This is a genomic window from Salegentibacter maritimus, from assembly GCF_016236915.1.
Classification (GTDB): domain Bacteria; phylum Bacteroidota; class Bacteroidia; order Flavobacteriales; family Flavobacteriaceae; genus Salegentibacter; species Salegentibacter maritimus.
Genome location: NZ_JAEHOK010000007.1, coordinates 1 through 25,046, shown reverse-complemented (window position 1 = coordinate 25,046; position 25,046 = coordinate 1). Strand labels below are relative to the sequence as shown.

Sequence of the window (25,046 nt, the reverse complement as noted above, 5' to 3'; positions counted from 1 at the left end):
ATCTATGAAAACTAAGGTATTAATGGTGTGCCTTGGCAATATATGCAGATCACCGCTTGCTGAGGGAATTTTAAAGTCTAAAGTAGATGAATCTCAGGTTTTTGTAGATTCGGCTGGAACCGCAGGTTATCATATTAACGATACTCCCGATCCGCGGTCTATTGCCATAGCAAAAAAGAATAAGCTGGATATCACTTATCAACGCGGAAGACAATTTAAAGTAGAAGATTTCTATAAGTTCGATCTTATTTATGTTATGGACAATTCCAACTTTAGAGATGTAATTTCCCTGGCAAGAAACGACGACGATCGCACAAAGGTGCAATTAATTCTGGATGAAATTTTCCCCGCTGAAAATGTGGACGTCCCCGACCCATATTACGGCGGCGACCACGGCTTTGAAAACGTATACCAAATGCTTGATGAGGCCTGCGATAAAATAGCTGAACAATTAAAGGAAGAACAGAAAGCATAATGCCAGGCTTTAAATACTCCGGAAAACTTTATCTTATCCCTACTACCATGGGAGCGGCAAACCCAATGCAGGTTTTACCCATTCAGGTGAAAGAAATTATGCAGGAGCTGGATATTTATATTGTTGAAAATGAAAAGACAGCCCGCAGGCATATCAAACAACTACTTCCAGAAAAGCAGCAGTCTATTTTAAAGTTTTACAGCCTAAACAAGTTTACCGAAGCTAGTGAAATTCCTTCTTTCTTAAAAGATTGTAAAGAAGGAAAAAATATTGGTTTATTAAGTGAAGCCGGATGCCCCGGTGTTGCCGACCCGGGTGCCGAAATTGTAAAAATTGCCCATATTGAAGGTATACAGATAATCCCACTAGTTGGACCTTCTTCAATTTTACTGGCAATGATGGGCAGCGGCATGAATGGGCAGCGTTTTACCTTTAATGGATATTTACCCATAGCCAAAAAAGAACGTAAAAAGGAAATAAAAGATTTAGAGCGGCTTTCCTTTGAAAAGAACGAAGCTCAAATTTTTATTGAAACCCCATACCGTAACAACAAATTACTTGAAGATTTGCTTCAGTTTTTACACCCCACAACAAGGCTATGTATAGCTTGCGACATTACCCTGCCTACAGAATACATTGTAACCAAACCGGCTTCGGAATGGAAGAAAACAAAAACAGACCTCCACAAGAGGCCTGCTATTTTTGTATTTCAGAAAGAAATTTAAGCTCTATAGGCTTTTATATTTACCCTGGGGTTTTGCTCCGGTTTTATAAACGAAGTATCATAACCGCCAAACTTTTTCATATAATTTCTAATTGAAGTTCCAAAAGCATCGCTAAAAGATTGCGCACCCCAACTTCTCAGATATTTTTTCACACTTCCGGGACCGGCAAGATGGGCAGCCGCAAGAATACCAGATTCAGTTACTTTTACTCCATTGATCACCTTACCCTCAAAGCGAGCAATATCACGAATTAAGATCCACTTATTTCTTGATGAATTTGTGTAAAAGGCCGCTTCTTGCAAAGCAGGAGAGTTAAGGAATTCGGCAGCATTGTATATTCCCAACAATTCTAATGTTCCAATACCAAACTGGTATTTTCCCATATAGCCAAACTCGTTCACACTTTGGTAATTTCCGCGAGACTCTTTAAATCCCAGCGCTTCTTTGAATCCGTCATAAGACTTACCTAGCTTAGGCAAAGGCCTTTTTAGGCTCAAATCTTCTACTAATTCGCTCTCCTCTAAAAGAGCCACAGTATAATTTAGTTCAAGATTGGAAGTTGAATAACCTTCAATTTCCAAATTCGCTGCTTCTCTGGTCGAAAAACTGAAAAACATGCAGCCTGCAAAAACAGGCAAGATTGAAAATTTTGCAATTTTCTTTCTCATTAGATTTTGTTTCTGAAAGGTTAATGGTTTTGGCTAAATAATATAGCTAACACCCCTTTCAATTTCGCCGTGCAAATGTACAACAAATTTTAAAAATCTAAAGACCAGCCTGTTAAGCAATTTATAAAGTTTCACCCCTACTTAACATCGCTATAAGAAACAGCTATTCAAAGTGTTAGATAAACCTTAAGCCCAGGACCTAAAAATTTAATTTATCTTTTTATACCCTGCTTATTAATCCAACGCACATATTCACGCTTATTCCTGTTATGTTGCGCCAGATTTTTAGCAAATTTATGATAGCCAAAATTTTCTACATCGGCTACAAAATAGAAGTAATCATGATCTTCATAATTAAGTACCGCATTTATTGCAGAAATATCTGCCATAAAAATCGGGCCGGGAGGCAAGTTTTTAAATTTGTATGTATTGTAAGGCGAATCGAGTTCTAAATCTTTATACAGCACTCTTTTTATAACAGTATCCCATTTCTGGGTTTTGTTCTTAAGGGCATAGATTACGGTAGGATCGGCATCCAACTTCCAGCCATTTTTATACCTATTCATATAAACTCCTGCTACTTTTGGTCTCTCGTCAACTTTAACCGTCTCTTTATGTACTATTGAAGCTAAAGTAGACACCTCTTTAGGGTTCAACCCAATTTCTCTGGCTTTCTTTCTTTTCTCTTCTGTCCAAAAACGTTCATATTCGCGCTTCATTCTACTTCTAAATTCTTCAGCAGAGGTATTCCAATACACCTCATACTGGTTTGGAATATACATAGCCAGGGCATCAGCCTCGGTAAAATTGTTTTCAGTTAAAAAATCTTCATCTTTAAATGCTTTAATTAAAGCAATGCTATCGGCTTCAATTTGCTGAGCGATTCTTCCTGCCAGGTCTTCAAGACGCTCCTGATTGTTGAAGGTTAATTTAACCGGCACATTGCCACGTCGTAAAGCGTTTACCAACTCATTGTTGTTCATACCGGGTTTAATCGCAAACCTACCTGCTTTAATATTTGAAGCATAGCCTTTTTTTCTGGCTACCAAATCAAAAGAATTCATATCTTCAACAAAAGGTTGCAGGCTATCTATTACAGTTTGATAATTTGCACCGGTAGGCACATAAACCAATTTGTCTTCTGAAAAAGAAGTATTGGCAGAAAAGATACTGTTATAGATATAATAACTAAAAATAGAAAGAGCCACCAGCCCAAGAATGGCTATGGCAAGGAGAATTTTTTTTATGTACATTATTTATTGATCAATTGATATAGAATTTCGTCTTTAAATTGCCCCTGAGAATAGGTCCAATCTTTCTTCACCCCAACTTTTTGAAACCCCTGCTTTTCAAAAAGCTTTATACTGGTTTCGTTTCCCTGGGTAATATTCGCATATACCTGGTGCAGGGCCAGATGTTTAAAACAATAACTACAAATAAGATTAAGCGTTTCAGCACCATAGCCTTTTTCGCGGTCTGCTGCATCGGCTATTAATATACCTATGGCCGCACGGCGATCTTTTGGCTCAAAATCAAAAATATCTATTAAACCCACCTCTTTTTTCTGAAGATCACATATTACCAACCGCAATTGCTTCACATCATAAATATCCCGATGTGCATTTTCAAGATATTGCTTAATCATATACCTGGAATAAGGAGTTTGTGTCGCACTTACTTCCCAAAACTCTTCAGTATTTTCAATCCTGTGAACAAAGTCGAGATCTTCAGGCTCAAGTGCTCGCAAATAAACCTTATTTCCTTTTAAACTTAGCATATTATTTCCCCTTTAAAAACCTGTTCTGCCGGGCCGGTAAGCCAAACATCCCTATAGGTATCGCCTTCCTTTTTAAAAGAAACCGACAGTTCCCCACCCGGAACAATAAGTTTTACGGTGTTGCTATTTGCCTTTCCCGAGGCATGTGCCGCAAGGGCAACGGCAGTTACACCGGTTCCACAGGAAAGCGTCTCATCTTCCACCCCCCTTTCGTAGGTTCTCACAAGAAAGGTGTTATTCTCCTGCATATCTACAAAATTTACATTGGTGCCACCGTTACCTATATAAGCATCAGAATATCTAATTTCTGCACCTTCTTTTTTTACATCTAGTTGAGCTACATTTTTTGTAAAAACAACATGATGCGGTGACCCGGTATCCAGAAATGCCATATTTCCCGATTGTTTTATTTCGGTAAGATCCTGCATTTGCAAACTTACCTCATCGCCGGTAATTGTTGCTTTGTGCGGCCCGTCTACAGCAGTAAAAGTTGCTTTATCTTCAATAATTCCAAGGAATTTAGCAAAAGCAACAAGGCACCTACCTCCATTACCACACATACTACTTTCATTACCATCTGCATTAAAATACACCATTTTAAAATCGTCTCCGGCCACTTCAGGGTTTTCTAAAAGTATTAACCCGTCCCCCCCAATGCCAAATTTTCGGTCACAAAGCCTGTTTATTAATTTGGTATTGTTTTTGGATATTAGATTTTGACGGTTATCAATCATCACAAAATCGTTTCCCGTACCTTGATATTTGTAAAATGGAATTTTCATTACGTAAATTTTAAGGGCTACAAAGATACTATAAAATAGACGATTTTTTAGGTTGTTAAATGGCCGTTAAAGTTAAAAACTGAAAATATTAATATTATAATTTTAAAGTTGAATTATACAAAAACACGTTTTACAAAATGAAAAATTTATCAAAACTACTTCTCGTTTCTATACTTGGAGGCGCCCTAACTTTAGGGAGTTATAAGATATTTTTTGAAGAGGAAGTGCCTCCTACTTTACCACCGGTTTCCAATACAGGTGCTGAAGTAATTTCAGCGAATTATGCCAAAAATCTTTACGGCACCAATGCCGATTTCACCAAAGCGGCTGAAAATACGGTAAATGGTGTGGTTCACGTTAAAAATGTTGCTATTTACAGAGGCCCGAGAACTATGAGAGACCTAATTTATGGCAACCACAGTGGCGGAAAAGCCCTACAGGGAGCAGGTTCTGGGGTTATTATTTCTCCAGACGGTTATATTGTAACCAACAACCATGTGATTAAAGAGGCAAACGAAGTTGAAGTTACTTTAAACAACAACAAAACCTATAAAGCAGAGATTATTGGTACCGATGAAACTTCAGATATCGCATTATTAAAAATTGATGCTGAAAATTTAGACTATATTCCATTTGGAGATTCCAACAATGTAAAGCTTGGAGAATGGGTTTTAGCTGTTGGAAACCCTTTTAACTTAAAAAGTACGGTTACTGCAGGTATTATTAGTGCTACAGCAAGAGACTTAAACACCTTTGATAACACTCCACAATCTTTTATTCAAACTGATGCGGCTATAAACCCGGGAAATAGTGGAGGTGCTTTAGTTAATATAAATGGGGAACTTGTAGGAATTAATACTGCTATCACCTCCCAAACAGGTAGTTATGTAGGTTATGCCTTTGCCGTACCTTCCAACAATACCCGAAAAATAGTAGAGGATATCATGGAGTATGGTGATGTTCAAAAAGGAATTTTAGGCATTCGAGGTGGAAGTGTTACCCAAACTGCTATTGAAGAATTAGACTTAAAAACTTCCCAGGGAGTTCTGGTAGCAGAAGTTACCAGTGGCAGCGGTGCCGAAAAAGCCGGTTTAAAGGAAGGTGATGTAATCAAGAAAATAGATAACATACAAATTAATAAATTCTCAGATCTTACCGGTTATATTTACACAAAACGCCCGGATGATGAAGTTGAAGTTACCTTCTTAAGATCCGGAGACGAAAAGCAGGTAAAGGTAAAACTCAGTAAGTTTGAAACTTATGTAATTGAACCTATAAAAATTGAAGTCACCAATGCCACCAAGGAAGATCTACAAGCTTTAAACATTGACCATGGTGTTAAAATTCACAAAACTTTATCTCCAAGGCTACCAGCTTCAGAGCTAGTAGGAACCATTATAACTGCTATAGATAATAAGAAAGTTTCTAATGTTGGTGATGTAGAACGAATTTTTAGACGAAAAAATCTTTCGGAAGAAATTATTATCAGTATCGTTGATAAAAACGGCCAAAAACAACATATGGTTTGGCGTTAGGCTTGAATTAATAAAACAGGAAAGAGGTTGTCTGAAATGTCTAGTTTCGTCAAGCTGAACTTGTTTCAGCTTCTAAGATGTTTTGAATATCAATATTTTAGACCCTGAAATAAATTCAGGATGACAATTTTAAGAACTTTTCAGACAACCTCTTTTTATACAAATTTTTCTTTACGAAAACGTTTGAAATATATACTTTTGCGGCATTAATCAGAAAACCTCGATGCAAACAAACGAGGTATGAATAGAAAATAATTTTAAATATTCGAGATAAGTCTCGATGAATTAAGCCCTCTATGAGGGATTAAAACAACACAAACCACACATGAACTTTAACAAAGTTTACGAAAAAGAACTTTCCTTTCAGGCAAATCGGCGTAAAACGACCGTAGAATTCATTAACATCGTTAGCGATCTTTGGTACAACAAGTCTATTGAACTTGTTCTTTTCAGGAATCAATTGCTGGATAGAAACATTAGTGATATTCTTGATCTTCATGAATATGCAGGAGAATTTGTAGGGAAGCCTATTTCAATTTTTGATTCGGTAGAAATTGCAAAAGCAATCCAGGATATGGATCTACCACCTGCAAAACTGGATATAGGAAAACTAACCTACGAATATCATTTAGAAGACCAGGGGCACCTTAACGCCATGGCTTTTGTTTCCGACAAATTAAAAGACGCAAAAAAATATGGGAAGATAGTACCTAAAGATGTAGTACTTTATGGTTTTGGACGCATTGGTCGTTTGGTAGCCAGAGAACTTATGGCCAGAACCGGTAAAGGTAACCAACTAAGGTTACGAGCCATTGTTACGCGCGGAGCGGTAAATAGAACTGTACTGGAGAAACGTGCTTCCTTACTAAAGAATGATTCGGTTCACGGAGTTTTTTCCGGAACGGTTAACGTAGATGAAGAGCACAAGGCCCTTATTATAAATGGCACCACGGTAAATGTAATATCGGCAGATAAACCTGAAGATATAGATTACACAAAATACGGAATAGACAAAGCATTAATTATAGACAACACCGGCGCTTTTAGGGATAAAGAGGCATTAAGTAGGCATTTAAAAGCAAAAGGAGCGGCAAAAGTTTTACTTTCTGCTCCGGGAAAGGGCGTTCCTAATATTGTTCACGGTGTAAACCATAAAGAATATAACCCAGATAAAATTTCGATATTCTCAGCAGCTTCCTGCACTACCAACGCAATCACTCCAGTTTTAAAAGCTGTTCAGGATACACTTGGAGTTATACACGGGCATTTAGAAACTATTCACGCCTATACCAACGACCAGAACTTGGTAGACAATATGCATAGCAAATATCGTCGGGGCCGCGCGGCTGCACTAAATATGGTTATTACCGAAACCGGTGCCGGTAAAGCCGTAGCCAAAGCATTACCCGTTTTTGAAGGTAAATTAACTTCTAATGCAATTAGAGTCCCCGTACCTAATGGTTCTTTGGCTATTTTAAACCTTGAAGTAGAAGCCCAAACAAGTGTTGAAAGTATAAACCAGGTTTTAAGAAAATATGCGCTGGAAGGTGAACTTGTAGAGCAGATTAAATATTCGTTAGATAATGAATTGGTTTCTTCAGATATAGTTGGTTCTAATGCTCCGGCAATTTATGACAGTAAAGCAACTATAGTTTCTGCAGATGGAAAAAATGTTATTCTGTATATATGGTATGATAATGAATACGGTTACAGCCATCAATTAATAAGACTGGCAAAGTATATTGCAAAAGTAAGGAGGTTTACCTATTACTAGAGCTTATAAACTTTAGAAGGTATTTGCAATCTCAATAAAGCTAAGGCTTCCAAAATATTCAAAAATCTTTCTACTTGGTGCAGCTTCGCTTTATTGACCAAAACTTTACAAAAAAACCCACCCTTAGACGGTGGGTTTTTAAGTTGAAATACGTTACATTTGCGCGCTCAAATTATTAATTTAAAGGAATTTAGCAAATAAATTTCAAAATATTGAAGGCCAATACAATAAGTAGAAAATGCAGGCGTTCAAGCATATAAATTCTCAACCAGAAAAACCCAAATGATGCGTAACATTATTTTTTCAAGTTTACTTTTAATATTTTCAGTTGGTGCTTTAACCGCTCAAGATTCTTTAGCTACATCTAATTTTATTGAAGATGAATTCGATAATCTTATCGAATCATCAAATAACTACCAGGGCTATAAAGTGGTAGATTATGACGCTTTAATCGAGCTGCGCAACAACACAAAACGTCACGTACAAGATTTAAAAAACGAGTTACAGCAAGAGCAAAGCACAATAGAGAGCCAAAGTGAAGAAATTGAAAACCTTAAAAATCAATTAGCTGCTACCCAGGAAGACCTAAAGCGCGTAAACGAAGAAAAGGACGCGATAAAATTTCTGGGAATGCCTTTTAGCAAAGGTAGCTATATGGCCATGATGTGGGGAATAGTAGGTTTTTTAATCCTTGCTCTTCTTTTCTTTATTTATAAGTTTAAAAACTCTAATGCCACTACCAAAGAAGCTAGACATAGGCTAAACGAAACCGAAAAAGAATTTGACGCCTATCGTGCGAAAGCCCTGGAAAAAGAACAACGTTTAGGCCGTATGCTACAAGATGAGAAAAATAAAGCTAAAGAATAATTCTTCTTCAGCTTAATATTTAATTAGCATCTTTGCATTTTATACTAAAATATGCGCATAGATATAATTACCGTTGTTCCAGATTTACTTAAAAGCCCTTTTGATGCTTCTATTGTAAAAAGAGCCATAGATAGCGGCCATGTAGAAATCCACTTGCATAATTTAAGAGATTATGTAACCGATAATTACAAACAAATAGATGACTATCAATTTGGGGGTGGTGCCGGAATGGTAATGATGATAGAGCCTATAGACAAATGTATTTCCAATCTTAAGAGCCAAAGGGATTATGAGGAGGTGATTTATATGAGTCCTGATGGAGAACGTTTTAACCAAAAAACAGCTAATTCACTTTCCCTTAAAGAAAACCTTATTATATTGTGTGGGCATTACAAAGGTGTAGACCAAAGAGTACGTGATCACTTTATTACCAAAGAAATATCTATTGGTGATTATGTGCTTTCTGGTGGAGAACTGGGTGCTGCCGTAGTTTGTGATGCCATTATCAGGTTAATTCCCGGGGTACTAGGCAATGAGACTTCGGCCTTAACCGATTCTTTTCAGGATAACCTGTTAGCGCCACCGGTTTACACAAGGCCGGCCGAATATAAAGGGTGGAAAGTTCCGGAAGTATTAACCTCTGGCAATTTTCCAAAGATAGAAGCCTGGCGGGAGGAAAAAGCCTGGGAAAGAACCAAACGCTTAAGACCTGATCTTTTGGATGAAACAGAAAAATAATTGCAATTTCACAATTGCATTATAAATTAAAATTAATACTTTTGCACTCGTTCTAAAATAACCTCTGGCGAGGTCCGTGTATGTTGTTTTAGATTTTATATTAATAAAGACAATTATGGAATCGTTAATTAAGTACGTACAAGACGAATTCGTTGAAAGAAAAGATTTACCTCAATTTTCTGCAGGTGATACCATTACTGTGTATTACGAAATTAAAGAGGGTCAAAAAACCCGTACCCAGTTTTTTAAAGGGGTTGTAATTCAGAAAAGAGGAAGCGGTTCTTCACAAACATTCACCATTAGAAAAATGAGTGGTACTGTAGGTGTTGAAAGAATTTTCCCTCTAAACCTTCCTGCAATTCAAAAAATTGAAGTGAACAAGCGAGGAAAAGTAAGAAGAGCTCGTATTTATTACTTTAGAGAACTTACCGGGAAAAAAGCCCGTATTAAGGAAGCTAAAAGATAAATCGCATCTTATTAAATTTATAGAAAGCCCCGAGAATTCGGGGCTTTTTTTATTTATATTTTTTCACACCTATTTTCACACAATGCCTTGATATTTTGTTTTTATCAATAATTACACTACAAAACAATAAAAACCTAACCCTTAAGATATTTTAACTAAAAATATTTTACTAATATTTCATTAAACACATGTAATCATGTAATTTAAAGCGCATTAAAAAACTAAAACATATATTATGAAAAAAACAACAATTCAGGTATGGAGAACACTGGCATGTATTTTCTTTCTTGGAGCTTTATTTAGCGCTTGTGAAAAAGAAGAGAATTTACCTAATAAGGAGGAAAATGCTTTTACAGAACTAAAAGAGCCTCCATTTACAAATTACATGGTTATTTCAAATTCAAGCAATTCAACAAAAAGTGTGGAGGAAGATCTTACAAAAAGCGGCGGGAAGATTGTAAGTTCAATTCCTGAAATTGGAATTTCTATTGTAAGCTCAAAAGATGCAAATTTCATTCAGAATACCATAAAGAAAAGAAACGTTACTTCTGTTGTTCCAGATTATGAAATAGCCTGGATACCAACTTCTGAAAATATAGAATCTAACCTCCCTGATGCTACGCCAAGCATTGGAAGCACAGAGCCCTATTATTACTACGATTACCTATGGGGCCTGGAGGCGATTGATGCACCACAAGCCTGGAATGCCGGATTTACGGGAAGCGGGGCCAACGTATTTGTGCTTGACTCGGGGATAGATGCTGAACATGTAGAACTGGCTCCCAATTTAAACACAACACTTTCGGCTTCATTTGTACCTGGAGAAGACTGGAATATTTTAGAAAGCACCCCATTTAACAACCACGGCACGCACGTAGCAGGAACTATTGCTGCCGCCCAAAATGGTTTAGGACTTATAGGGGTTGCACCAAACGCTGAACTTGTTGCAGTAAAAGTGCTTTCTGAGTTTACTGGTAGAGGTGCTTTTAGTTCTATTAACGCAGGTATTATTTATGCCGGTGCCAATAAAGCAGATGTAATTAACATGAGCCTGGGTGCAACCTTAAATAAAAATGGAAAACTGATTGACGCCAATGGTGTACCTTTCAAAATACCGGGTAAATACGTTATGGAAATTGTAAATGCCCAACAACGAGCCCTGAATTTCGCTGCAAAACAAGGTAGTGTCATAATAGCCACTGCAGGAAATGATGGCATTAATTATGATGGGAATTCAGCCTATATAAAAATACCAGGAGGACTTAATAATGTGCTTACGGTATCGGCAACCGCACCTAATGGTTATGATGCAACAGCAGATTATACCAACTTTGATATTCCGGCCAGTTATACCACCCATGGAAAATCTTTAGTAGATGTTGCTGCTCCAGGAGGTGATTTTGACGTTGCTCTTGAAGATATGATTCTAAGTACCGGTAATAACAACAGCGCATACTGGAGTGCAGGAACAAGCATGGCTGCACCACATGTTTCAGGGATCGCTGCATTAATTATTGCTAAAAACGGAAAAATGAGCCCTAAAGAAGTTCAGAAACAAATTGAAAAGACAGCCGACAAGATTGATGGAAATGGCAAGAGCTTATACTTTGGAAAAGGAAGAATAAACGCCTATCGTGCAGTAACAGAGTAGGTAGTTATTAAAAATTAAAGGGGCTGCCCAAAAAAGTGTACTTTCCTCAAGCTTAGCTTGTTTCAAGCTAAGGGTTTAGAACCTTTTCAGACAGCTTCTTTTTAAAAAATTAAAATCAAAGCAAAAAACCACGTAAACAACTGTGTATTAAAATGTTAAATTTCTTGCAGAAACTTATATTTGTTTGTATATTTAATCTAGGAATTGGTCGAAAAAAGAAATGACAAAAGGATTTCTAATCAACGAATTCCCGGTAAAGCTTAAAAACCTTTACCTATGGTTTTTATCTTCTATATAACGCTCATTTTTGCCAGGTCAAAAGAAGTTTGAAGGATAAGAACCTTTAGATTCAGGAATATAACTGTTTTGAGTTTTTATTTTTGAATCATTGAAATAGTACACACCGGGATTTTTTCCTTAAAGAATTTCGAAAATTCAGTGAGCATGTATTATTTCAGTTGAAGCCATTTCATTTTAGCTATTAAGATGAAATGGCTTTTTTATGTTTCTTTACTAATAATTAACAAGCTTTCATGTTGCTTCAGCTATGATAAAAGCTTGAAAAATATTATATTGCGCAGTACTCGAACGCCCAGTAAAAATTGGGCGTTCAGTGAATTTAGACATTTCATAATTAATTAGCTATAAAAATTACATAATGACACAAATTGGCAAGATAATTTATACAAAAACAGATGAAGCCCCTGCTTTAGCCACTTACTCTTTCTACCCAATCGTAAAGTCGTATACCAAAGCGGCCAACGTTAGTATGGAAACCAAAGATATTTCCCTGGCCGGTAGAATTTTATCACAATTTCCTGAATACCTGTCAGAAGAACAAAAAGTAAGCGATGATTTAACCGAGCTGGGAGAGCTCGCCAAGAAGCCTGAGGCCAACATTATTAAACTACCTAATATTAGTGCTTCTATCCCGCAGCTTAAGGCGGCTATTAAGGAGCTTCAAGAGAAGGGATATAAACTACCTAATTATCCAGACGAAGCATCTAATGATGAGGAAAAGAAAATAAAGGCTACCTATGACAAGGTTAAGGGTAGTGCCGTAAACCCGGTACTTCGTGAAGGGAACTCTGATAGAAGAGCTCCTAAAGCAGTAAAGAATTTCGCTAAAAATCACCCTCATTCTATGGGTAAATGGAGCTCAAGCTCCAAATCTCATGTTGCTACTATGAATGGTGGAGACTTTAAGGCCAACGAAAAGTCTTTAACCCTTAGCGAAGATACTAGTGTAAAAATTGAATTCACCTCAGAAAGTGGTGATAAAAAAGTGCTTAAAGATAACCTGCAGCTACTTAAAGGTGAAGTTATTGATGCCAGCCTAATGAGTAAAAACGCTCTTTTAAAGTTTCTTAGGGAACAGGTAAAAGACGCCAAAGAAAAAGGAATCCTTTTTTCATTGCATATGAAGGCTACTATGATGAAGGTTTCTGACCCCATTATTTTTGGCCATGCGGTAAAAGTATTTTTTGAAGACGTTTTTAATGAATATGGCGAAGAAATTAAAAATGCAGGTGGTGATCCAAACAGCGGATTGGGAGATATTTTAAACGCTATTGAAAAACTTCCTGCCGATAAAAAAGCCGCTATAGAGTCTAAAATTGAATCTAACCTTGAACAAGGGCCCGATATAGCGATGGTAAATTCTGACAAAGGAATTACCAATCTTCACGTACCAAGTGATGTTATTATTGATGCCTCTATGCCGGCAATGATTAGAACCTCTGGCCAAATGTGGAATAAAAATAACGAAACCCAGGATACCAAAGCGGTAATTCCAGATAGTAGTTATGCTCCTCTTTACCAGGAAACCATTGAATTTTGCCAAAAACATGGTGCTTTTGATCCTACCACTATGGGAACTGTTCCAAACGTAGGGCTAATGGCTCAAAAAGCTGAAGAGTATGGTTCTCACGACAAAACTTTTGAGATTCCGGCTGCCGGAACTGTTCGTGTAGTAGATGAAAGTGGAAAAGTACTAACAGAACATGTGGTTGAAGAAGGTGATATTTGGAGAATGTGCCAGGTTAAAGATGCACCCGTACAGGATTGGATTAAATTAGCAGTTAACAGAGCAAAAGCAACCGGATGGCCGGCTATTTTCTGGTTAGACGAAAACCGTGCTCACGATGCAGAACTTATCAAAAAAGTAAATCATTACTTACCAAACCACGATACCGAAGGTTTGGAGATTAAAATAATGTCGGTTGCTGAAGCTACTAAATATACTTTAGAACGTGTAAAAGCCGGAAAAGATACCATATCGGTTACTGGAAACGTTTTAAGAGATTATTTAACCGATCTTTTCCCGATTCTAGAGGTAGGAACCAGTGCCAAAATGCTTTCTATAGTTCCATTAATGAATGGCGGAGGTTTGTTTGAAACCGGTGCCGGTGGATCTGCCCCTAAACACGTACAACAGTTTTTGGAAGAAGGCCACTTACGTTGGGATTCGCTGGGCGAATTTCTTGCCCTGGCGGCTTCTTTAGAGCATTTAGGTGAAAAATATGAAAACAAAAAAGCCCTTGTTCTTTCTGAAGCTTTAGATGAAGCAACTAACAAATTTTTGGAGAATAGTAAATCTCCATCCAGAAAAGTAAATGAACTTGATAACCGCGGAAGTCATTTTTACCTGGCTTTATATTGGGCACAAGCTTTAGCCGCTCAGGATAAAGACACCGACCTAAAAGAACATTTCAAAACTATTGCTTCGAAGTTAGAAGAAAATGAAGAGCAAATTAATAAAGAGCTTATAGATGCACAGGGATCTCCGGTAAATATTGGAGGTTATTACAAACCCGAAGAAGAGCTTACTTCTAAAGCTATGAGACCAAGTAAGCTTTTGAACGATATTTTAGGGTAGTTTTTTTCTAATTTTATATGCTCACGGTATATCCACTAGCTATAAAAAAAAGAAAATGGAATTTCGGCTCCAGGCCTTGAAGTTTCAACCTCTTTAACATTGAACAGATTGAATTTAAAGCCGGAAAGTGTTTTCCGGCTTTATTTTTATAACCGCAATCCTTCAACAATTCTTAATAATGTAATTAAGCTTTTAAATAATAAGCTTCTACACTATATTTACTTAAAAAATTGAAACTCTCACTTCCCTCCTCTTTAATATTAGTTTTCTTTTTTATCAGCCTGGGTTTAAATGCTCAGGAAAAGTACACTCTAAAAGGAACAATTAGCAATACATCCAACAATGAGACTTTAATTGGGGTTAACATTCTTATTCCTGAAGAGAAAAAAGGCGTAATTACCAACGAATATGGTTTCTATTCCATAAAATTACCTAAAGGCACCTATACTATAGAGATTTCATATTTGGGTTTTCAAAGTATTAAAGAGACGATTAGTATAGATGGCGATACCACATTTAACACCGCACTTACTGCGAGTTCAGAAAATTTAAATGAAGTAGTAATAACTTCTACCAACGAAGGCTTTAATCTAAAAAATCCGGAGATGAGTGTTAACAAGCTTTCTATAAACAGTATTCAAAAGTTACCGGTAGTTTTTGGGGAAGTAGATGTTATAAAATCGCTTTTATTACTACCGGGTGTCTCTAATGCAGGAGAAGGAGCTTCAGGCTTTAATGTTCGCGGTGGGGCGGTAGATCAAAACCTTATTTTGCTTGACGAAGCCACTATTTTTAATTCCTCTCATCTTTTTGGTTTCTTTTCGGTGTTTAATCCTGATGCCATTAAAGACCTTAAATTATATAAAGGAGGAATTCCTGCAAAATATGGCGGCCGGGTTTCCTCTGTACTAGACATATATCAACGCGATGGCAATAGCAGAACTTTTGAGGCCCAGGGGGGAATTGGCGTTATTTCAAGTAGATTACTGGCCGAAGGACCCATTGTAAAAGATAAAGGTTCCTTCCTGGTTGGTGGCCGTAGTTCGTATGCACATTTATTTCTAAAATTAGCCAATAATCCAAACATAGCTTACTTCTACGATTTAAATGCAAAACTTACTTACTCCATAAATGACGATAATAAATTATTATTTTCAGGTTATTTTGGTCGTGATGTGTTTGATATAAATCAGAATTTTATAAATACCTACGGAAATTCGGTTTTTAACCTTAGATGGAATCACCTGGTTTCAGATGATATCTTTACCAATTTGTCGTTAATTTATAGCGATTACTATTATGGACTTACCCTTGATTTTGTAGGATTCAATTGGGATAGTGGCATTAAAAATCTAAATATCAAATACGATTTTAATCACTATTTAAACGATACGTTTCAACTGGAATATGGCATTCATAATACTTACCACGAATTTAACCCCGGTGAGATTGAACCTATAGATGAAAAATCAGGAATTAATTATTTTAAACTCACCAATAAATATGCTTTTGAAAATGCCACTTACTTTTCTGTAGAGCACAAAATATCTAATAGTTTTTCGGCAGAATATGGTTTAAGGTTTAGCAACTTCTTTAGATTGGGGCAGGACAGCTTCAACGAATACCGGGACGACAACCCTATTATTTATAATGAAAGTTTAGATATATATGAGGAAGCAGAACCTATGAATGAAAAAACATATTCCCGATCTGAAGTAATAAAAACTTATTCTAATTTAGAACCCCGACTTGCCTTAGCCTATAATTTCAACGCTACCCAATCGATAAAAGCCAGTTATAACAGAATGGCTCAATACCTGCATTTAATCTCCAACACCAGTTCCCCTACTCCCCTTGATGTTTGGGCTCCAAGTGGTCCTTTTATTCAACCTCAAATTTTAGACCAATATGCACTAGGCTATTTTCGTAAATTTCAACAGGGAACTTATACCCTAGAATCTGAAGTTTTTTATAAAGACATTCAAAATAGAATAGATTATGTAAATGGCGCAAATCTTATTGCGAACAATAATATTGAAACTATTATTTTAAACGGACGCTCCAGGGCCTATGGTTTAGAAGTCTTAGCTAAAAAGAACAAAGGCCGCCTAACCGGTTGGTTAGCCTATACTTTATCTAAATCTGAACAACAAACTCCCGGTAGAACCCCCATTGAAAGCGGCATAAATAATGGAAAATGGTATGCTACCAGTTATGATAAAACCCACGATATAAACCTAACCGGCACCTACGATTACAATTCTAAATGGGATTTTAGCCTAAATTTTGCGTTTCAAACAGGTTTACCGGTTACCTACCCTACCGGGCAATATAACTTTAACGGAATAAATGTACCGGTTTACGGTGATAGAAACAGCAATAGATTACCTGCCTACCATAGGTTAGACCTTTCTGCAACCTACGTACCCAAACCAAATAAAAAAGATGGCTTGCAATCGTCCTGGAATTTTGGAATTTACAACGTATACAATAGAAAAAACGCCAATTCTATAAGTTTTAGAGAGAATGACGAAACCGGACGTAATGAAGCAGCAAAATTAAGCCTATTCGGAATCATACCATCTGTGACCTATAATTTTAAATTTTAAGATGAAAAAAGTAAACTACCTAGGGGCAAGCCTAAGAGGCATACGTTGGAAACAAATTTTTAATTTAGAGGCAAGCCTTGGGGTGTTATACGCTTTGGTGCTGCCAATAAAGTATTTAAGCCTCTTATTCCTTACTTCAGTTTTAATTTCTTGCGAGGAAGTTATAGAGTTGAATTTAGAAGAAAGCTCCCCCAGGCTTGTAGTAGATGCATCCTTGCTTTGGTATATGGACACCCCTGGCAATGAACAGAAAATTATATTAACAGAAACTACTGGTTACTATGAAGACGAAATAGCAACCGTGAGTGATGCCGAAATTATTATTAGATCCAAAAATGGAGAAGAATTTATTTTTAAACATCAGGAACAGGGCATTTACACCAATACTAGTTTCAAGCCCAAACTTGAAGAAGAATATACTTTAGAAATAAAGTATAAAGAAGAAATATATACCGCCAGTTCCAATTTTGTACCTGTTTCTGGAATAGACTTTATTGAACAGAATAACGAAGGTGGCTTTACCCGCGAAGACCTGGAGATTGAACCTTTTTTTACTGATCCAAAAGGTGAAGAAAATTTTTATCTTTTTACTTTTAAAGATTTCTCAATTTCTAAACTTTCCCTGGAAATTTACGAAGATAAATTTACAGACGGTAATCAGTTTTCAGCTTCCTATTCCGACGAAGATTTGGTGCCTGGTGATGAAGTATTTATCACTATGGAAGGGATATCTAAAGCATTTTATAACTATTTATTTATATTACGCTCTCAAGGTGGAGATAACGGCGGGGGGCCTTTCCAGTCTCAACCCGCAACGGTAAAAGGAAATATTATTAACCAATCCAATCCAGAAAATTATCCTTTTGGTTATTTTAGACTTTCAGAAGCAGATTCTACTACTTATATTGTGCAATGATGAAACACACCGATAAAAAAATACTTGGTAAAGGAATTAAATACCTGGCTTTTGCACTTCCATTAATATTAATAGGCCCTTCTGTGCTTTTCACGGCCTTTAATAACCAGGAACACCCCTATTATATCCCGGTTTTAATTCTGGGAATCATAGCCTTAATCGCGGCTATGCTTTTATTATTTAAAGGAATAATGACAATAGTAAAGGCTGTTTTTGACTAGAAGAAATATAATATTTTGTTCAGTTAATTAAGTAATAAGATAAGCAAACAAAAGATTGCCTTAAGCGCTAAAATATTAGCTTTATAATTTATAAATACAATTTCTAACATACTCCTAATTAACATTTTAACTTACTAGTAAACTACCTCAGGGTATTACAGCCTTTGGCGGTGCCAATAAATACAGTTTTAATCTACCACCTCAAAGCATATTTGATCAAAAATTATACGTCCATCGTTACTAATACCCTGAAGCGTGATTATATAATCACCCTCAACATCTGAGGTAAAGAAACTTATATTTTGAAAATTATTAGTAAGCCTAGGCTCCCATAATAATTGCCTTCTAAAATCGGGAATCCTATCAAGCTCCTGTTTCTTATAATTAACCACATAATAATTTTTGGCAGCTCTTACTGGTATTATATCAAATTTTTTCAAGGAACCTGATTGGTAGCTACCTACAAAATCATTCTCTTTGGTTTCGATAGAGATTATTCCACCAAAAATTTTAGAACCATAATAATATTCATTCCTCACCACTTTAATTACATCTATTTTATTTGCGCTATAATTCATTAAAGCTTCAGTATTCTCTATATAAAGTCCGTCTACAAGAAGAAGTGCACTACTAATAAATTCTAAATCACTATTTCTGGAGTATACTCCAAATACACTCTCGCCCTTTTTATTTTCTCTAATCTTAGCAGCACTAATTACTTCTATAAAAGTCTCTTTAACAGTAGGAAACCTGGTATAGTCATCTAAAGGATAAACTGCTATGTTTTTAGAGCCAAAAAATGGTTCCTTTTTTCCCTGAGTCTTTAATGTATCGGGCTTAATACTATAATAGCTATTCTCTATTTGATTAAATACACTACGCTTTACAATTTCCGATTCCATATCAGGACTTATCTCCAATGGTGGAAAATAAAGTGAAGAATAGTTAAATTTTGGAAGCGAATCTAATTCAATTTCAAAGTCGTGCGCATTTTCTCCCATCATCTGAACTACTAAATTATCTACACTCTGGCTGGCATCCAGGTTAAAATAAAACATCCCTTCTTCATTAGTATTACTTATTTTAAGCTGAAAATTATCTCCGGGCACTGAGACCGCCAAACTTTGGTTTGAAACAGAAAGATTTTTATTAGTTGTTGATATCGTTCCCCTAAATAAGTCCCCCCGAAGTTCTGGAAGATAAGGTTGACTTGAAGTAGAATTTGAATAGTTATCTTCCTTTGTATATATCTTCTGAAAATTAGAAATATTCAGTTTATCGGGAAGTTTTAATTTATTCTTTTTATAAACAGACAGGGAATAGTTCCCCTCTTTAAGTTTTAATGAATCTAAAAGAAGCTTTACTTCTTCTCTTTTATTGAATATTGCTTTATTTGATAACTTAATAATTCCTGTTGCTGAATTTTCTTTTTCTGAAATTGTATTTATATCATCTACTTGAGCCGAAGCAACACGTTTTAAACTTTTTTCGCCTTTGGTGGTATAAGGATTAATAACAAATACAGTCCCACTAAAGAAGTTGGTGTCACTTTTGTTATACATCCAATCTGTAAATGCAATTAATTTATAAGTCCCAGAGGCAATATTTGTGGGCACAAAAAAATCACCATTGCCTGTGCCTGAAGCTGTATTTATTTTATGAGTAAAAATTGTTTCTCCATTTTCGCTCACCATTTTCACATAAGCTATTTGACTTAAAGAACTTATTCTATTGGTTTTATCGTTAAGCACGTAAACTTTGTAATAAAGATATTCACCAGGAAAAACAAGAGAAGAATTGTAGTCCACAAAAACTTTCTCTTCTGGTTTAAACTGCTGTTCTTTAAACTTAGCCTCAGGTTTCTGACCAAAAGCAGAAGAGGCTAAGAATAAAAATAAAAGTGAGAAATAAATTGTTTTCATTCCCATAGTTTAATCTTCCCAAAAATCGGGTTTAACATTAACTCCAAAAACCCTACAATCAACACAAGGCTTCGGCACCACTCTATAGGGCCCCATTCCTTCACTATCGGCACCGCCATTAGCCTGGCTTATAAGGCTTACTGCATCATTTTCAACAGCATTTAAAAGAACAGGATATTCTGGCCTGGTAATCGTACAATTATAAGGGTACGGAGGTCTTTCTGTCCTATCATAAAAGTCTGTAAAATTGAAGAAAACTCTATGTGAATCTACGGCAGAAACACTAAAATAACCAAGCACCTTTTCGTTAGGATTATCTACCGAAAAGACATTTCCATTCACAAAACCCGGCTGATTTTGTGAAAAAAGACTTTCAGAACCAGATAATTCATTTAGAACTTCGTAAAAAGTATAAGCTTCCCTGGATAGACTATATTGTTTAACAAGTAAGCTATATCTGTAAGAAATAGCCGGATTTTCCTTACTTAGAAATCGTACAGGAAAATCACTTACAGCTTCATTAACTATATTTGAGGAACTGGAAATTATGATACTTTCTGAATCTCTTGTAACATAACAAAGATATTCTTCTTCTGTTTTGGGAGCTGTATCTATAACCCCGTTCTCAAGAATAAACTTAAATGGTATTCTATAAAGTGAACGAAACTCATAGGTTTCCTGATAAGTATAACGATAAAATTTCGAATCATTTTCTCCAGAGTTTACGGTTAGTGCCAAACCTTCTTTTTCCACACCGTTAATAGGTTGTGTTGATTTCACAATATCCATTTCCATAATTTCACTAGAGGCATCGAGTTTTACAGGTTCTGAGGCATAGGTTTTTCCGTCACTGGTAATAACTTCTAATTGATAAGATGAACTATTATTCTCAACAGAAAATTCTTGAGATGATCTATAAACTCCAGGTTCTTCTTCCTGAAATTGATACAAATCTCCAGATAGGTTTACAACTTTCACCTGAGCCCCAGATTCAGGATTTGGACCTTCATCACCAAGCGCATAAGTTCGGGAAAGTTTAATTTCCTGTTTCTTATATTCATTAGTAATGGTTGCCTCAATTACCAGAGCACTTTCCAGGTTTTCAGTTTCTATATCAAACGGCTCTACACAGCCAAAAACGCTTATGAGAAGACTAAAAACCACTATGTATTTTATAGCATAACTTCTCATTACTTAAAATTTAAAATTATAAGTGATTGTGGGAATAGGCACAGAAAAAATAGAACTTTGTAAAGCTTCGACTTTTCCATCTTTAGTTACAAAAAATACAGAATATGGGTTATTTCTTCCTAATACATTGTAAATAGAGATATTCCAAAAGCTATGTGCCAGCTTATCAATTTTATGATTTCCCTCTATATTAAAGCTTAAGTCCAGTCTATAATAATCTGGGATTCTATATTTATTTCGGTCACTATAAAAAACGTATTCTGCGCCATTAAAATCATATTGACCAATAGGGTAAGTGACCGGGCGACCGGTTTGATAAGCAAAATTAGCCGAAAAACTAAACCTTTTAGTAATCTTGTAATTGGCTACCAAACTTACATCGTGTGGCTTGTCGAAATTTGAAGGGAAATATCTTCCTGCATTTACAATCTGCTCGTTAAATTCACTATCTAATTTAATTAGGGACCTGGAGTAAGTATACCCCAGCCATCCATTTAATTTACCTCTTGTTTTCTTAACAAGAAACTCGATACCGTAAGATTTACCAACTCCCTGAAGTGCTTCGGTTTCTACATTTTCATTCAAAAATAATTTTGCGCCGGTTTTAAAATCCAATAAATCCTTAGACCTTTTATAGTAAGCTTCCGCGCTTAATTCATACAAATTATTATCTATATTTTTATAAAGACCTAAAGAGTATTGATTTGCTTTCTGAGGGGCTATATTTAAATCTGATAATTTATAAATATCTGTAGGAGAGATGGTAGTATTGTTTGTTAATGTGTGAATGTATTGATAAGTATTATTATAGGAAGCTTTTACTGATAAATTTGGCTTTAGAAAGTAACGAGCCGATAGGCGGGCCTCTGCCCCTCCATAGGTTTCAATCACCTCATTATTCTTATAATTTAAAGTATCTAGCACAGTAGCTGTGCTTTTTGGGAGCCCGGTTTCATAAATTCTCTGACTTCTTTCTCCCAATGCAGCATATATAGAATATCGCACCCCAGCATTTAAGAGCAATTTCTCACTTATTTTAAACTCGTCTGAAATAAACACTGAAGATTCCAGTCCCCTTTCCCGGGGTATTTTTAATTTAGTTATTTCTGATTCCCCTCCTATAGGTTTTATTTCCCCGGGGTCTACCACATAGAGTTTACTGGATAATCCATAAATAAAGTTATGATTTTCATTTAACTCATAATCAAGTATCATTTTTAATTCACTCTCGTTAATATTATATCCTGATTGAAAATTATCCCTAATGTCGTTTTCGTAACTTATATCGAATTTATAATCACTGTTAGAGAAAATGATATTTGCCTTATGGGCTTCGGTGAATTTGTGTTCATAATTTATGGACATTAACCTGTTTTGATAACTGAATAAAGAATCGGAAGTAAGACTAAACTTATCTTTACTAAAATATCCTGTAGCCTGAATTTTATTTTTATCATAAAAACTATGGTGGTATTTGCCAATAATATCATAGAAAGAAGCCTCACTATTATTAAGGGATTCTTCATCAAGATTTTTCAATATCCAGTTTGAATAGGTTGCACGTCCACCAATTATAAGCCCAGATTTATTCTTTACTACCGGAACTTCTAAAGATAAGTTACTAGTAACCGGTCCAATTGCTGCTTCTCCACTAAATTTCTGTGTATTGGCATTTTTGGTATGTATGTCAAAAACCGATGATAGCCGGCCTCCATACTTAGCCGGAATACTTCCCTTATAAATATTTACATCTCCTGAAGTGAAAGGATTGATAGCAGAAAATATCCCGAAAAAATGTGAAGGATTATAAAGCACCGCGTCATCAAGTAAAATAAGGTTTTGATCTGCCCTCCCTCCTCTAACATTATAACCTGCCGCACCCTCTCCTGCCTTTGTAATTCCCGGTAAAGTAGTGGCCACTTTCAAAATATCACGTTCACCTAATACCAATGGAATATTCTTTATTTGTTCTACATTAATTGTTTCAGACCCTACAATAGCATCAGAAACATTGTTATTATTAGTTGTTTCTAAAAAAACTTCGCCTAACTCTTCATAGGTTTCATTTAAGCTAATATCAAGCTTTCCATTATTATACATTACCACCCTAGTTCTGAGGTTTTCAGAACCTAATGACTGGGTTTCGAGAAGATTTGCACCTTGAGGCAATTTAATTTCATAGTATCCAAGACTATCGGTTATAGCACCAATATTCTTAGATTTAACCAAAATGGCTAAATTAGAAATAGGCTTCCCACTTACCTTATCTGTAACCACTCCACTTAGAGAATATTTCTTGTTACTTTTTGCGGTAGTTTCTTTTCCGATACTTAGGGTTTTTATGGGTTTATTTAAGTTCCTATTTTGTATTCCTTTATAAAAAATAGGGCTAATATTTTCCATATTCCTTTTCCCGGCTTTGTCTCCAGACGTTAAACTATTACCTATAGTATCATTTACACTCCCGAAAAATCCTTCGGGCAACGCATCATAAACCAAATTGTTAGGAGTTAGAATAATTTGATTTTTGTAAACATAATAATTCAAATAAGTATCCTTAAAAACTTCTGTGAGAATTGTATTTAGAGGTTTATTCTGAAAGTTTACTGAAATAGGATCGGCATCCAACCAGCTATCTACAAAGAAAAAAGTATAATTGCTTTGAGATTCAATCTCTAAAAGAATTTCTTTTAGTGTAATACCTTCCGCATTAATAGAAAATGTTTCTTCCTGAGAGAACGAAACAAAAGGAATAATCATAAAAGAAAGAAATAATAGTTGTTGCTTCAACCCGATTATTTTTTTAAAATTAAAAGTTCGATCAATTTAGTCATAAACTCACTTTGATTGGATTTCCGCAAAGAATTATACTCCTTATAAAAGTTAACAATCTCTTTTTTAGAACCTGGAAATACCTTCTGAAAATCTATTTTATCCTGTAAAAAGAAAAGTTCGCCATATTTTCTTAAAACAAAGTGGCTTTTTTGTTTCTTATACATATAAACAGTAACCTTATCATTCAGATTCTTCCTTTCCTTTAACCTATGTTTTTCCATCAATACGATATCTCGATTCTCATCAGTATACAAGATCTTGTAAATTCCTGAAGGAATCTTCTTTAATTGATTTCCTGAAATTCGCTTATATTTTGAGTTGTTTACTTCAAAAGCTTCAATCTTATCGGTTATTAGTTGAAAGACATGAGTAGCTAGGTCATTTTTTAATTTCACCAATACAACGTCATTATATATATTGTAATTTAGTAATATGTTATAGTAGGTTTTACCATCATATACTATATCACCCGGATGCATTTCATAGGGAAAAAGAAACTTATTTTCCTCAGGATCTATTTGATGTAATTCATTATATGCAATACCATTATATAGATCAGAGTTTTCGATCCCAATAAGCTTATCAAATTGAATATATATATCCTTTCTCGTAATATCCTGAGCAGCTAAGTCCTCTAAGAGCACAAAACTGAATAAAATTAGCAGACAAATAATGTTTTTAATCGTTTTCAATAAAAATATATAGGAATAGCATCATTTCTTCGAATATACACAAAAAATTGGCCCTATTGATATCATAAACTGGATATTCTCGCCATATTAAAAAACATCAAAAAGTTTAAAGCTACTTATCCTAAACTAAGGTAGCTTATAACCGAATAGAGAATATAAAAGATTGATTGTAAAATCAGGTGATAAAGTGAGATACTAATGAACCAGGATTTAACTGCTTTTGTGGGTTCCTGGGGAGTTTCATATGCGGCAAACTTAACTCCACACGACACGGGTATGGGCACCTGGACGTTTCAACAGTTTAAAAGGGCTATGGTGGAAGGA

20 protein-coding genes are annotated in these 25,046 nt (G+C 35.6%); 12 read left to right on the top strand and 8 right to left on the bottom strand.

Annotation, left to right across the window (positions count from 1 at the left end):
• Positions 1 to 4 precede the first annotated feature (4 nt).
• Both I6U49_RS06760 and I6U49_RS06755 read left to right on the top strand, forming a co-directional pair.
• A complete protein-coding gene (locus tag I6U49_RS06760) occupies positions 5 to 475 on the top strand; it encodes a low molecular weight protein-tyrosine-phosphatase (RefSeq protein ID WP_198628084.1) in 471 nt (156 codons plus the stop codon).
• The gene (locus tag I6U49_RS06755) at positions 475 to 1,200 is read left to right on the top strand and encodes an SAM-dependent methyltransferase (protein ID WP_198628083.1); all 726 of its coding nucleotides are present in this window, start codon (positions 475 to 477) and stop codon (positions 1,198 to 1,200) included. The genes I6U49_RS06760 and I6U49_RS06755 overlap by 1 nt, the downstream gene beginning before the upstream one ends.
• Here I6U49_RS06755 and I6U49_RS06750 read toward each other — a convergent pair.
• The 4 genes from I6U49_RS06750 to dapF all read right to left on the bottom strand — a co-directional run bounded on the left by I6U49_RS06750 (position 1,197) and on the right by dapF (position 4,427).
• On the bottom strand, positions 1,197 to 1,868 hold the full coding sequence (locus I6U49_RS06750) for a peptidoglycan-binding protein LysM (RefSeq protein WP_193711860.1): 672 nt from the start codon (positions 1,866 to 1,868) through the stop codon (positions 1,197 to 1,199). The genes I6U49_RS06755 and I6U49_RS06750 overlap by 4 nt on opposite strands.
• A 212-nt stretch (positions 1,869 to 2,080) precedes the next feature.
• Positions 2,081 to 3,121 (bottom strand): endolytic transglycosylase MltG, encoded by a 1,041-nt coding sequence (gene mltG, locus I6U49_RS06745; RefSeq protein ID WP_198628082.1) that lies wholly within the window; start codon positions 3,119 to 3,121, stop codon positions 2,081 to 2,083.
• On the bottom strand, positions 3,121 to 3,645 hold the full coding sequence (locus tag I6U49_RS06740) for a GNAT family N-acetyltransferase (protein ID WP_198628081.1): 525 nt from the start codon (positions 3,643 to 3,645) through the stop codon (positions 3,121 to 3,123). The genes mltG and I6U49_RS06740 overlap by 1 nt, the downstream gene beginning before the upstream one ends.
• A complete protein-coding gene (gene dapF, locus I6U49_RS06735; RefSeq protein ID WP_198628080.1) occupies positions 3,639 to 4,427 on the bottom strand; it encodes a diaminopimelate epimerase in 789 nt (262 codons plus the stop codon). Before dapF ends, I6U49_RS06740 begins: the two co-directional genes overlap by 7 nt.
• A 137-nt stretch (positions 4,428 to 4,564) precedes the next feature.
• Here dapF and I6U49_RS06730 point away from each other — a divergent pair, with 137 nt between their 5' ends.
• From I6U49_RS06730 to I6U49_RS06685, 10 genes are all read left to right on the top strand, one after another.
• Positions 4,565 to 5,962, top strand: a complete 1,398-nt coding sequence (locus I6U49_RS06730; protein ID WP_198628079.1) for a S1C family serine protease — start codon at positions 4,565 to 4,567, stop codon at positions 5,960 to 5,962.
• 325 nt (positions 5,963 to 6,287) lie between these two features.
• Entirely contained in the window at positions 6,288 to 7,736 is a 1,449-nt protein-coding gene (locus I6U49_RS06725; RefSeq protein WP_193711865.1) for a glyceraldehyde-3-phosphate dehydrogenase, read from the top strand.
• A 282-nt stretch (positions 7,737 to 8,018) separates the two neighbouring features.
• A complete protein-coding gene (locus tag I6U49_RS06720; protein ID WP_227740399.1) occupies positions 8,019 to 8,603 on the top strand; it encodes a hypothetical protein in 585 nt (194 codons plus the stop codon).
• 51 nt (positions 8,604 to 8,654) lie between these two features.
• Entirely contained in the window at positions 8,655 to 9,341 is a 687-nt protein-coding gene (gene trmD, locus I6U49_RS06715) for a tRNA (guanosine(37)-N1)-methyltransferase TrmD (protein ID WP_198628078.1), read from the top strand.
• Positions 9,342 to 9,456: 115 nt separating this feature from the next.
• Positions 9,457 to 9,807, top strand: coding sequence for a 50S ribosomal protein L19 (rplS, locus tag I6U49_RS06710; protein ID WP_193711867.1), 351 nt, complete (start codon positions 9,457 to 9,459; stop codon positions 9,805 to 9,807).
• Positions 9,808 to 10,042: 235 nt separating this feature from the next.
• Positions 10,043 to 11,458, top strand: a complete 1,416-nt coding sequence (locus I6U49_RS06705) for a S8 family peptidase (RefSeq protein ID WP_198628077.1) — start codon at positions 10,043 to 10,045, stop codon at positions 11,456 to 11,458.
• 658 nt (positions 11,459 to 12,116) lie between these two features.
• Positions 12,117 to 14,336, top strand: a complete 2,220-nt coding sequence (locus I6U49_RS06700; RefSeq protein WP_198628076.1) for an NADP-dependent isocitrate dehydrogenase — start codon at positions 12,117 to 12,119, stop codon at positions 14,334 to 14,336.
• Between the two features lie 230 nt (positions 14,337 to 14,566).
• On the top strand, positions 14,567 to 16,945 hold the full coding sequence (locus I6U49_RS06695; protein ID WP_198628075.1) for a TonB-dependent receptor: 2,379 nt from the start codon (positions 14,567 to 14,569) through the stop codon (positions 16,943 to 16,945).
• A gap of 1 nt (position 16,946) precedes the next feature.
• Positions 16,947 to 17,861: a DUF4249 family protein gene (locus I6U49_RS06690; RefSeq protein WP_232804651.1), complete on the top strand. Its 915-nt coding sequence runs from the start codon at positions 16,947 to 16,949 to the stop codon at positions 17,859 to 17,861.
• On the top strand, positions 17,861 to 18,082 hold the full coding sequence (locus I6U49_RS06685; RefSeq protein ID WP_198628174.1) for a DUF6095 family protein: 222 nt from the start codon (positions 17,861 to 17,863) through the stop codon (positions 18,080 to 18,082). Before I6U49_RS06690 ends, I6U49_RS06685 begins: the two co-directional genes overlap by 1 nt.
• A gap of 188 nt (positions 18,083 to 18,270) precedes the next feature.
• On the opposite strand, the gene I6U49_RS06680 is transcribed toward I6U49_RS06685, so the two are convergent.
• From I6U49_RS06680 to I6U49_RS06665, 4 genes are read right to left on the bottom strand one after another with little or no spacing between them, the layout of a single operon-like run.
• Positions 18,271 to 20,004 (bottom strand): hypothetical protein, encoded by a 1,734-nt coding sequence (locus I6U49_RS06680; RefSeq protein ID WP_198628074.1) that lies wholly within the window; start codon positions 20,002 to 20,004, stop codon positions 18,271 to 18,273.
• Positions 20,005 to 20,013: 9 nt separating this feature from the next.
• Positions 20,014 to 21,195, bottom strand: coding sequence for a DUF4249 domain-containing protein (locus tag I6U49_RS06675; RefSeq protein WP_198628073.1), 1,182 nt, complete (start codon positions 21,193 to 21,195; stop codon positions 20,014 to 20,016).
• 3 nt (positions 21,196 to 21,198) lie between these two features.
• Positions 21,199 to 23,985, bottom strand: a complete 2,787-nt coding sequence (locus I6U49_RS06670; protein ID WP_198628072.1) for a TonB-dependent receptor — start codon at positions 23,983 to 23,985, stop codon at positions 21,199 to 21,201.
• Between the two features lie 5 nt (positions 23,986 to 23,990).
• Positions 23,991 to 24,674, bottom strand: coding sequence for a hypothetical protein (locus I6U49_RS06665; protein ID WP_198628071.1), 684 nt, complete (start codon positions 24,672 to 24,674; stop codon positions 23,991 to 23,993).
• Positions 24,675 to 25,046: the final 372 nt, after the last annotated feature.

Bases quoted from the DNA above. Each gene is read 5' to 3' on its own strand.
- I6U49_RS06760 (WP_198628084.1), top strand. From the start codon at position 5: ATGAAAACTAAGGTATTAATGGTGTGCCTTGGCAATATATGCAGATCA.
- I6U49_RS06755 (WP_198628083.1), top strand. From the start codon at position 475: ATGCCAGGCTTTAAATACTCCGGAAAACTTTATCTTATCCCTACTACC.
- I6U49_RS06750 (WP_193711860.1), bottom strand. From the start codon at position 1,868: ATGAGAAAGAAAATTGCAAAATTTTCAATCTTGCCTGTTTTTGCAGGC.
- mltG (WP_198628082.1), bottom strand. From the start codon at position 3,121: ATGTACATAAAAAAAATTCTCCTTGCCATAGCCATTCTTGGGCTGGTG.
- I6U49_RS06740 (WP_198628081.1), bottom strand. From the start codon at position 3,645: ATGCTAAGTTTAAAAGGAAATAAGGTTTATTTGCGAGCACTTGAGCCT.
- dapF (WP_198628080.1), bottom strand. From the start codon at position 4,427: ATGAAAATTCCATTTTACAAATATCAAGGTACGGGAAACGATTTTGTG.
- I6U49_RS06730 (WP_198628079.1), top strand. From the start codon at position 4,565: ATGAAAAATTTATCAAAACTACTTCTCGTTTCTATACTTGGAGGCGCC.
- I6U49_RS06725 (WP_193711865.1), top strand. From the start codon at position 6,288: ATGAACTTTAACAAAGTTTACGAAAAAGAACTTTCCTTTCAGGCAAAT.
- I6U49_RS06720 (WP_227740399.1), top strand. From the start codon at position 8,019: ATGATGCGTAACATTATTTTTTCAAGTTTACTTTTAATATTTTCAGTT.
- trmD (WP_198628078.1), top strand. From the start codon at position 8,655: ATGCGCATAGATATAATTACCGTTGTTCCAGATTTACTTAAAAGCCCT.
- rplS (WP_193711867.1), top strand. From the start codon at position 9,457: ATGGAATCGTTAATTAAGTACGTACAAGACGAATTCGTTGAAAGAAAA.
- I6U49_RS06705 (WP_198628077.1), top strand. From the start codon at position 10,043: ATGAAAAAAACAACAATTCAGGTATGGAGAACACTGGCATGTATTTTC.
- I6U49_RS06700 (WP_198628076.1), top strand. From the start codon at position 12,117: ATGACACAAATTGGCAAGATAATTTATACAAAAACAGATGAAGCCCCT.
- I6U49_RS06690 (WP_232804651.1), top strand. From the start codon at position 16,947: ATGAAAAAAGTAAACTACCTAGGGGCAAGCCTAAGAGGCATACGTTGG.
- I6U49_RS06685 (WP_198628174.1), top strand. From the start codon at position 17,861: ATGAAACACACCGATAAAAAAATACTTGGTAAAGGAATTAAATACCTG.
- I6U49_RS06680 (WP_198628074.1), bottom strand. From the start codon at position 20,004: ATGAAAACAATTTATTTCTCACTTTTATTTTTATTCTTAGCCTCTTCT.
- I6U49_RS06675 (WP_198628073.1), bottom strand. From the start codon at position 21,195: ATGAGAAGTTATGCTATAAAATACATAGTGGTTTTTAGTCTTCTCATA.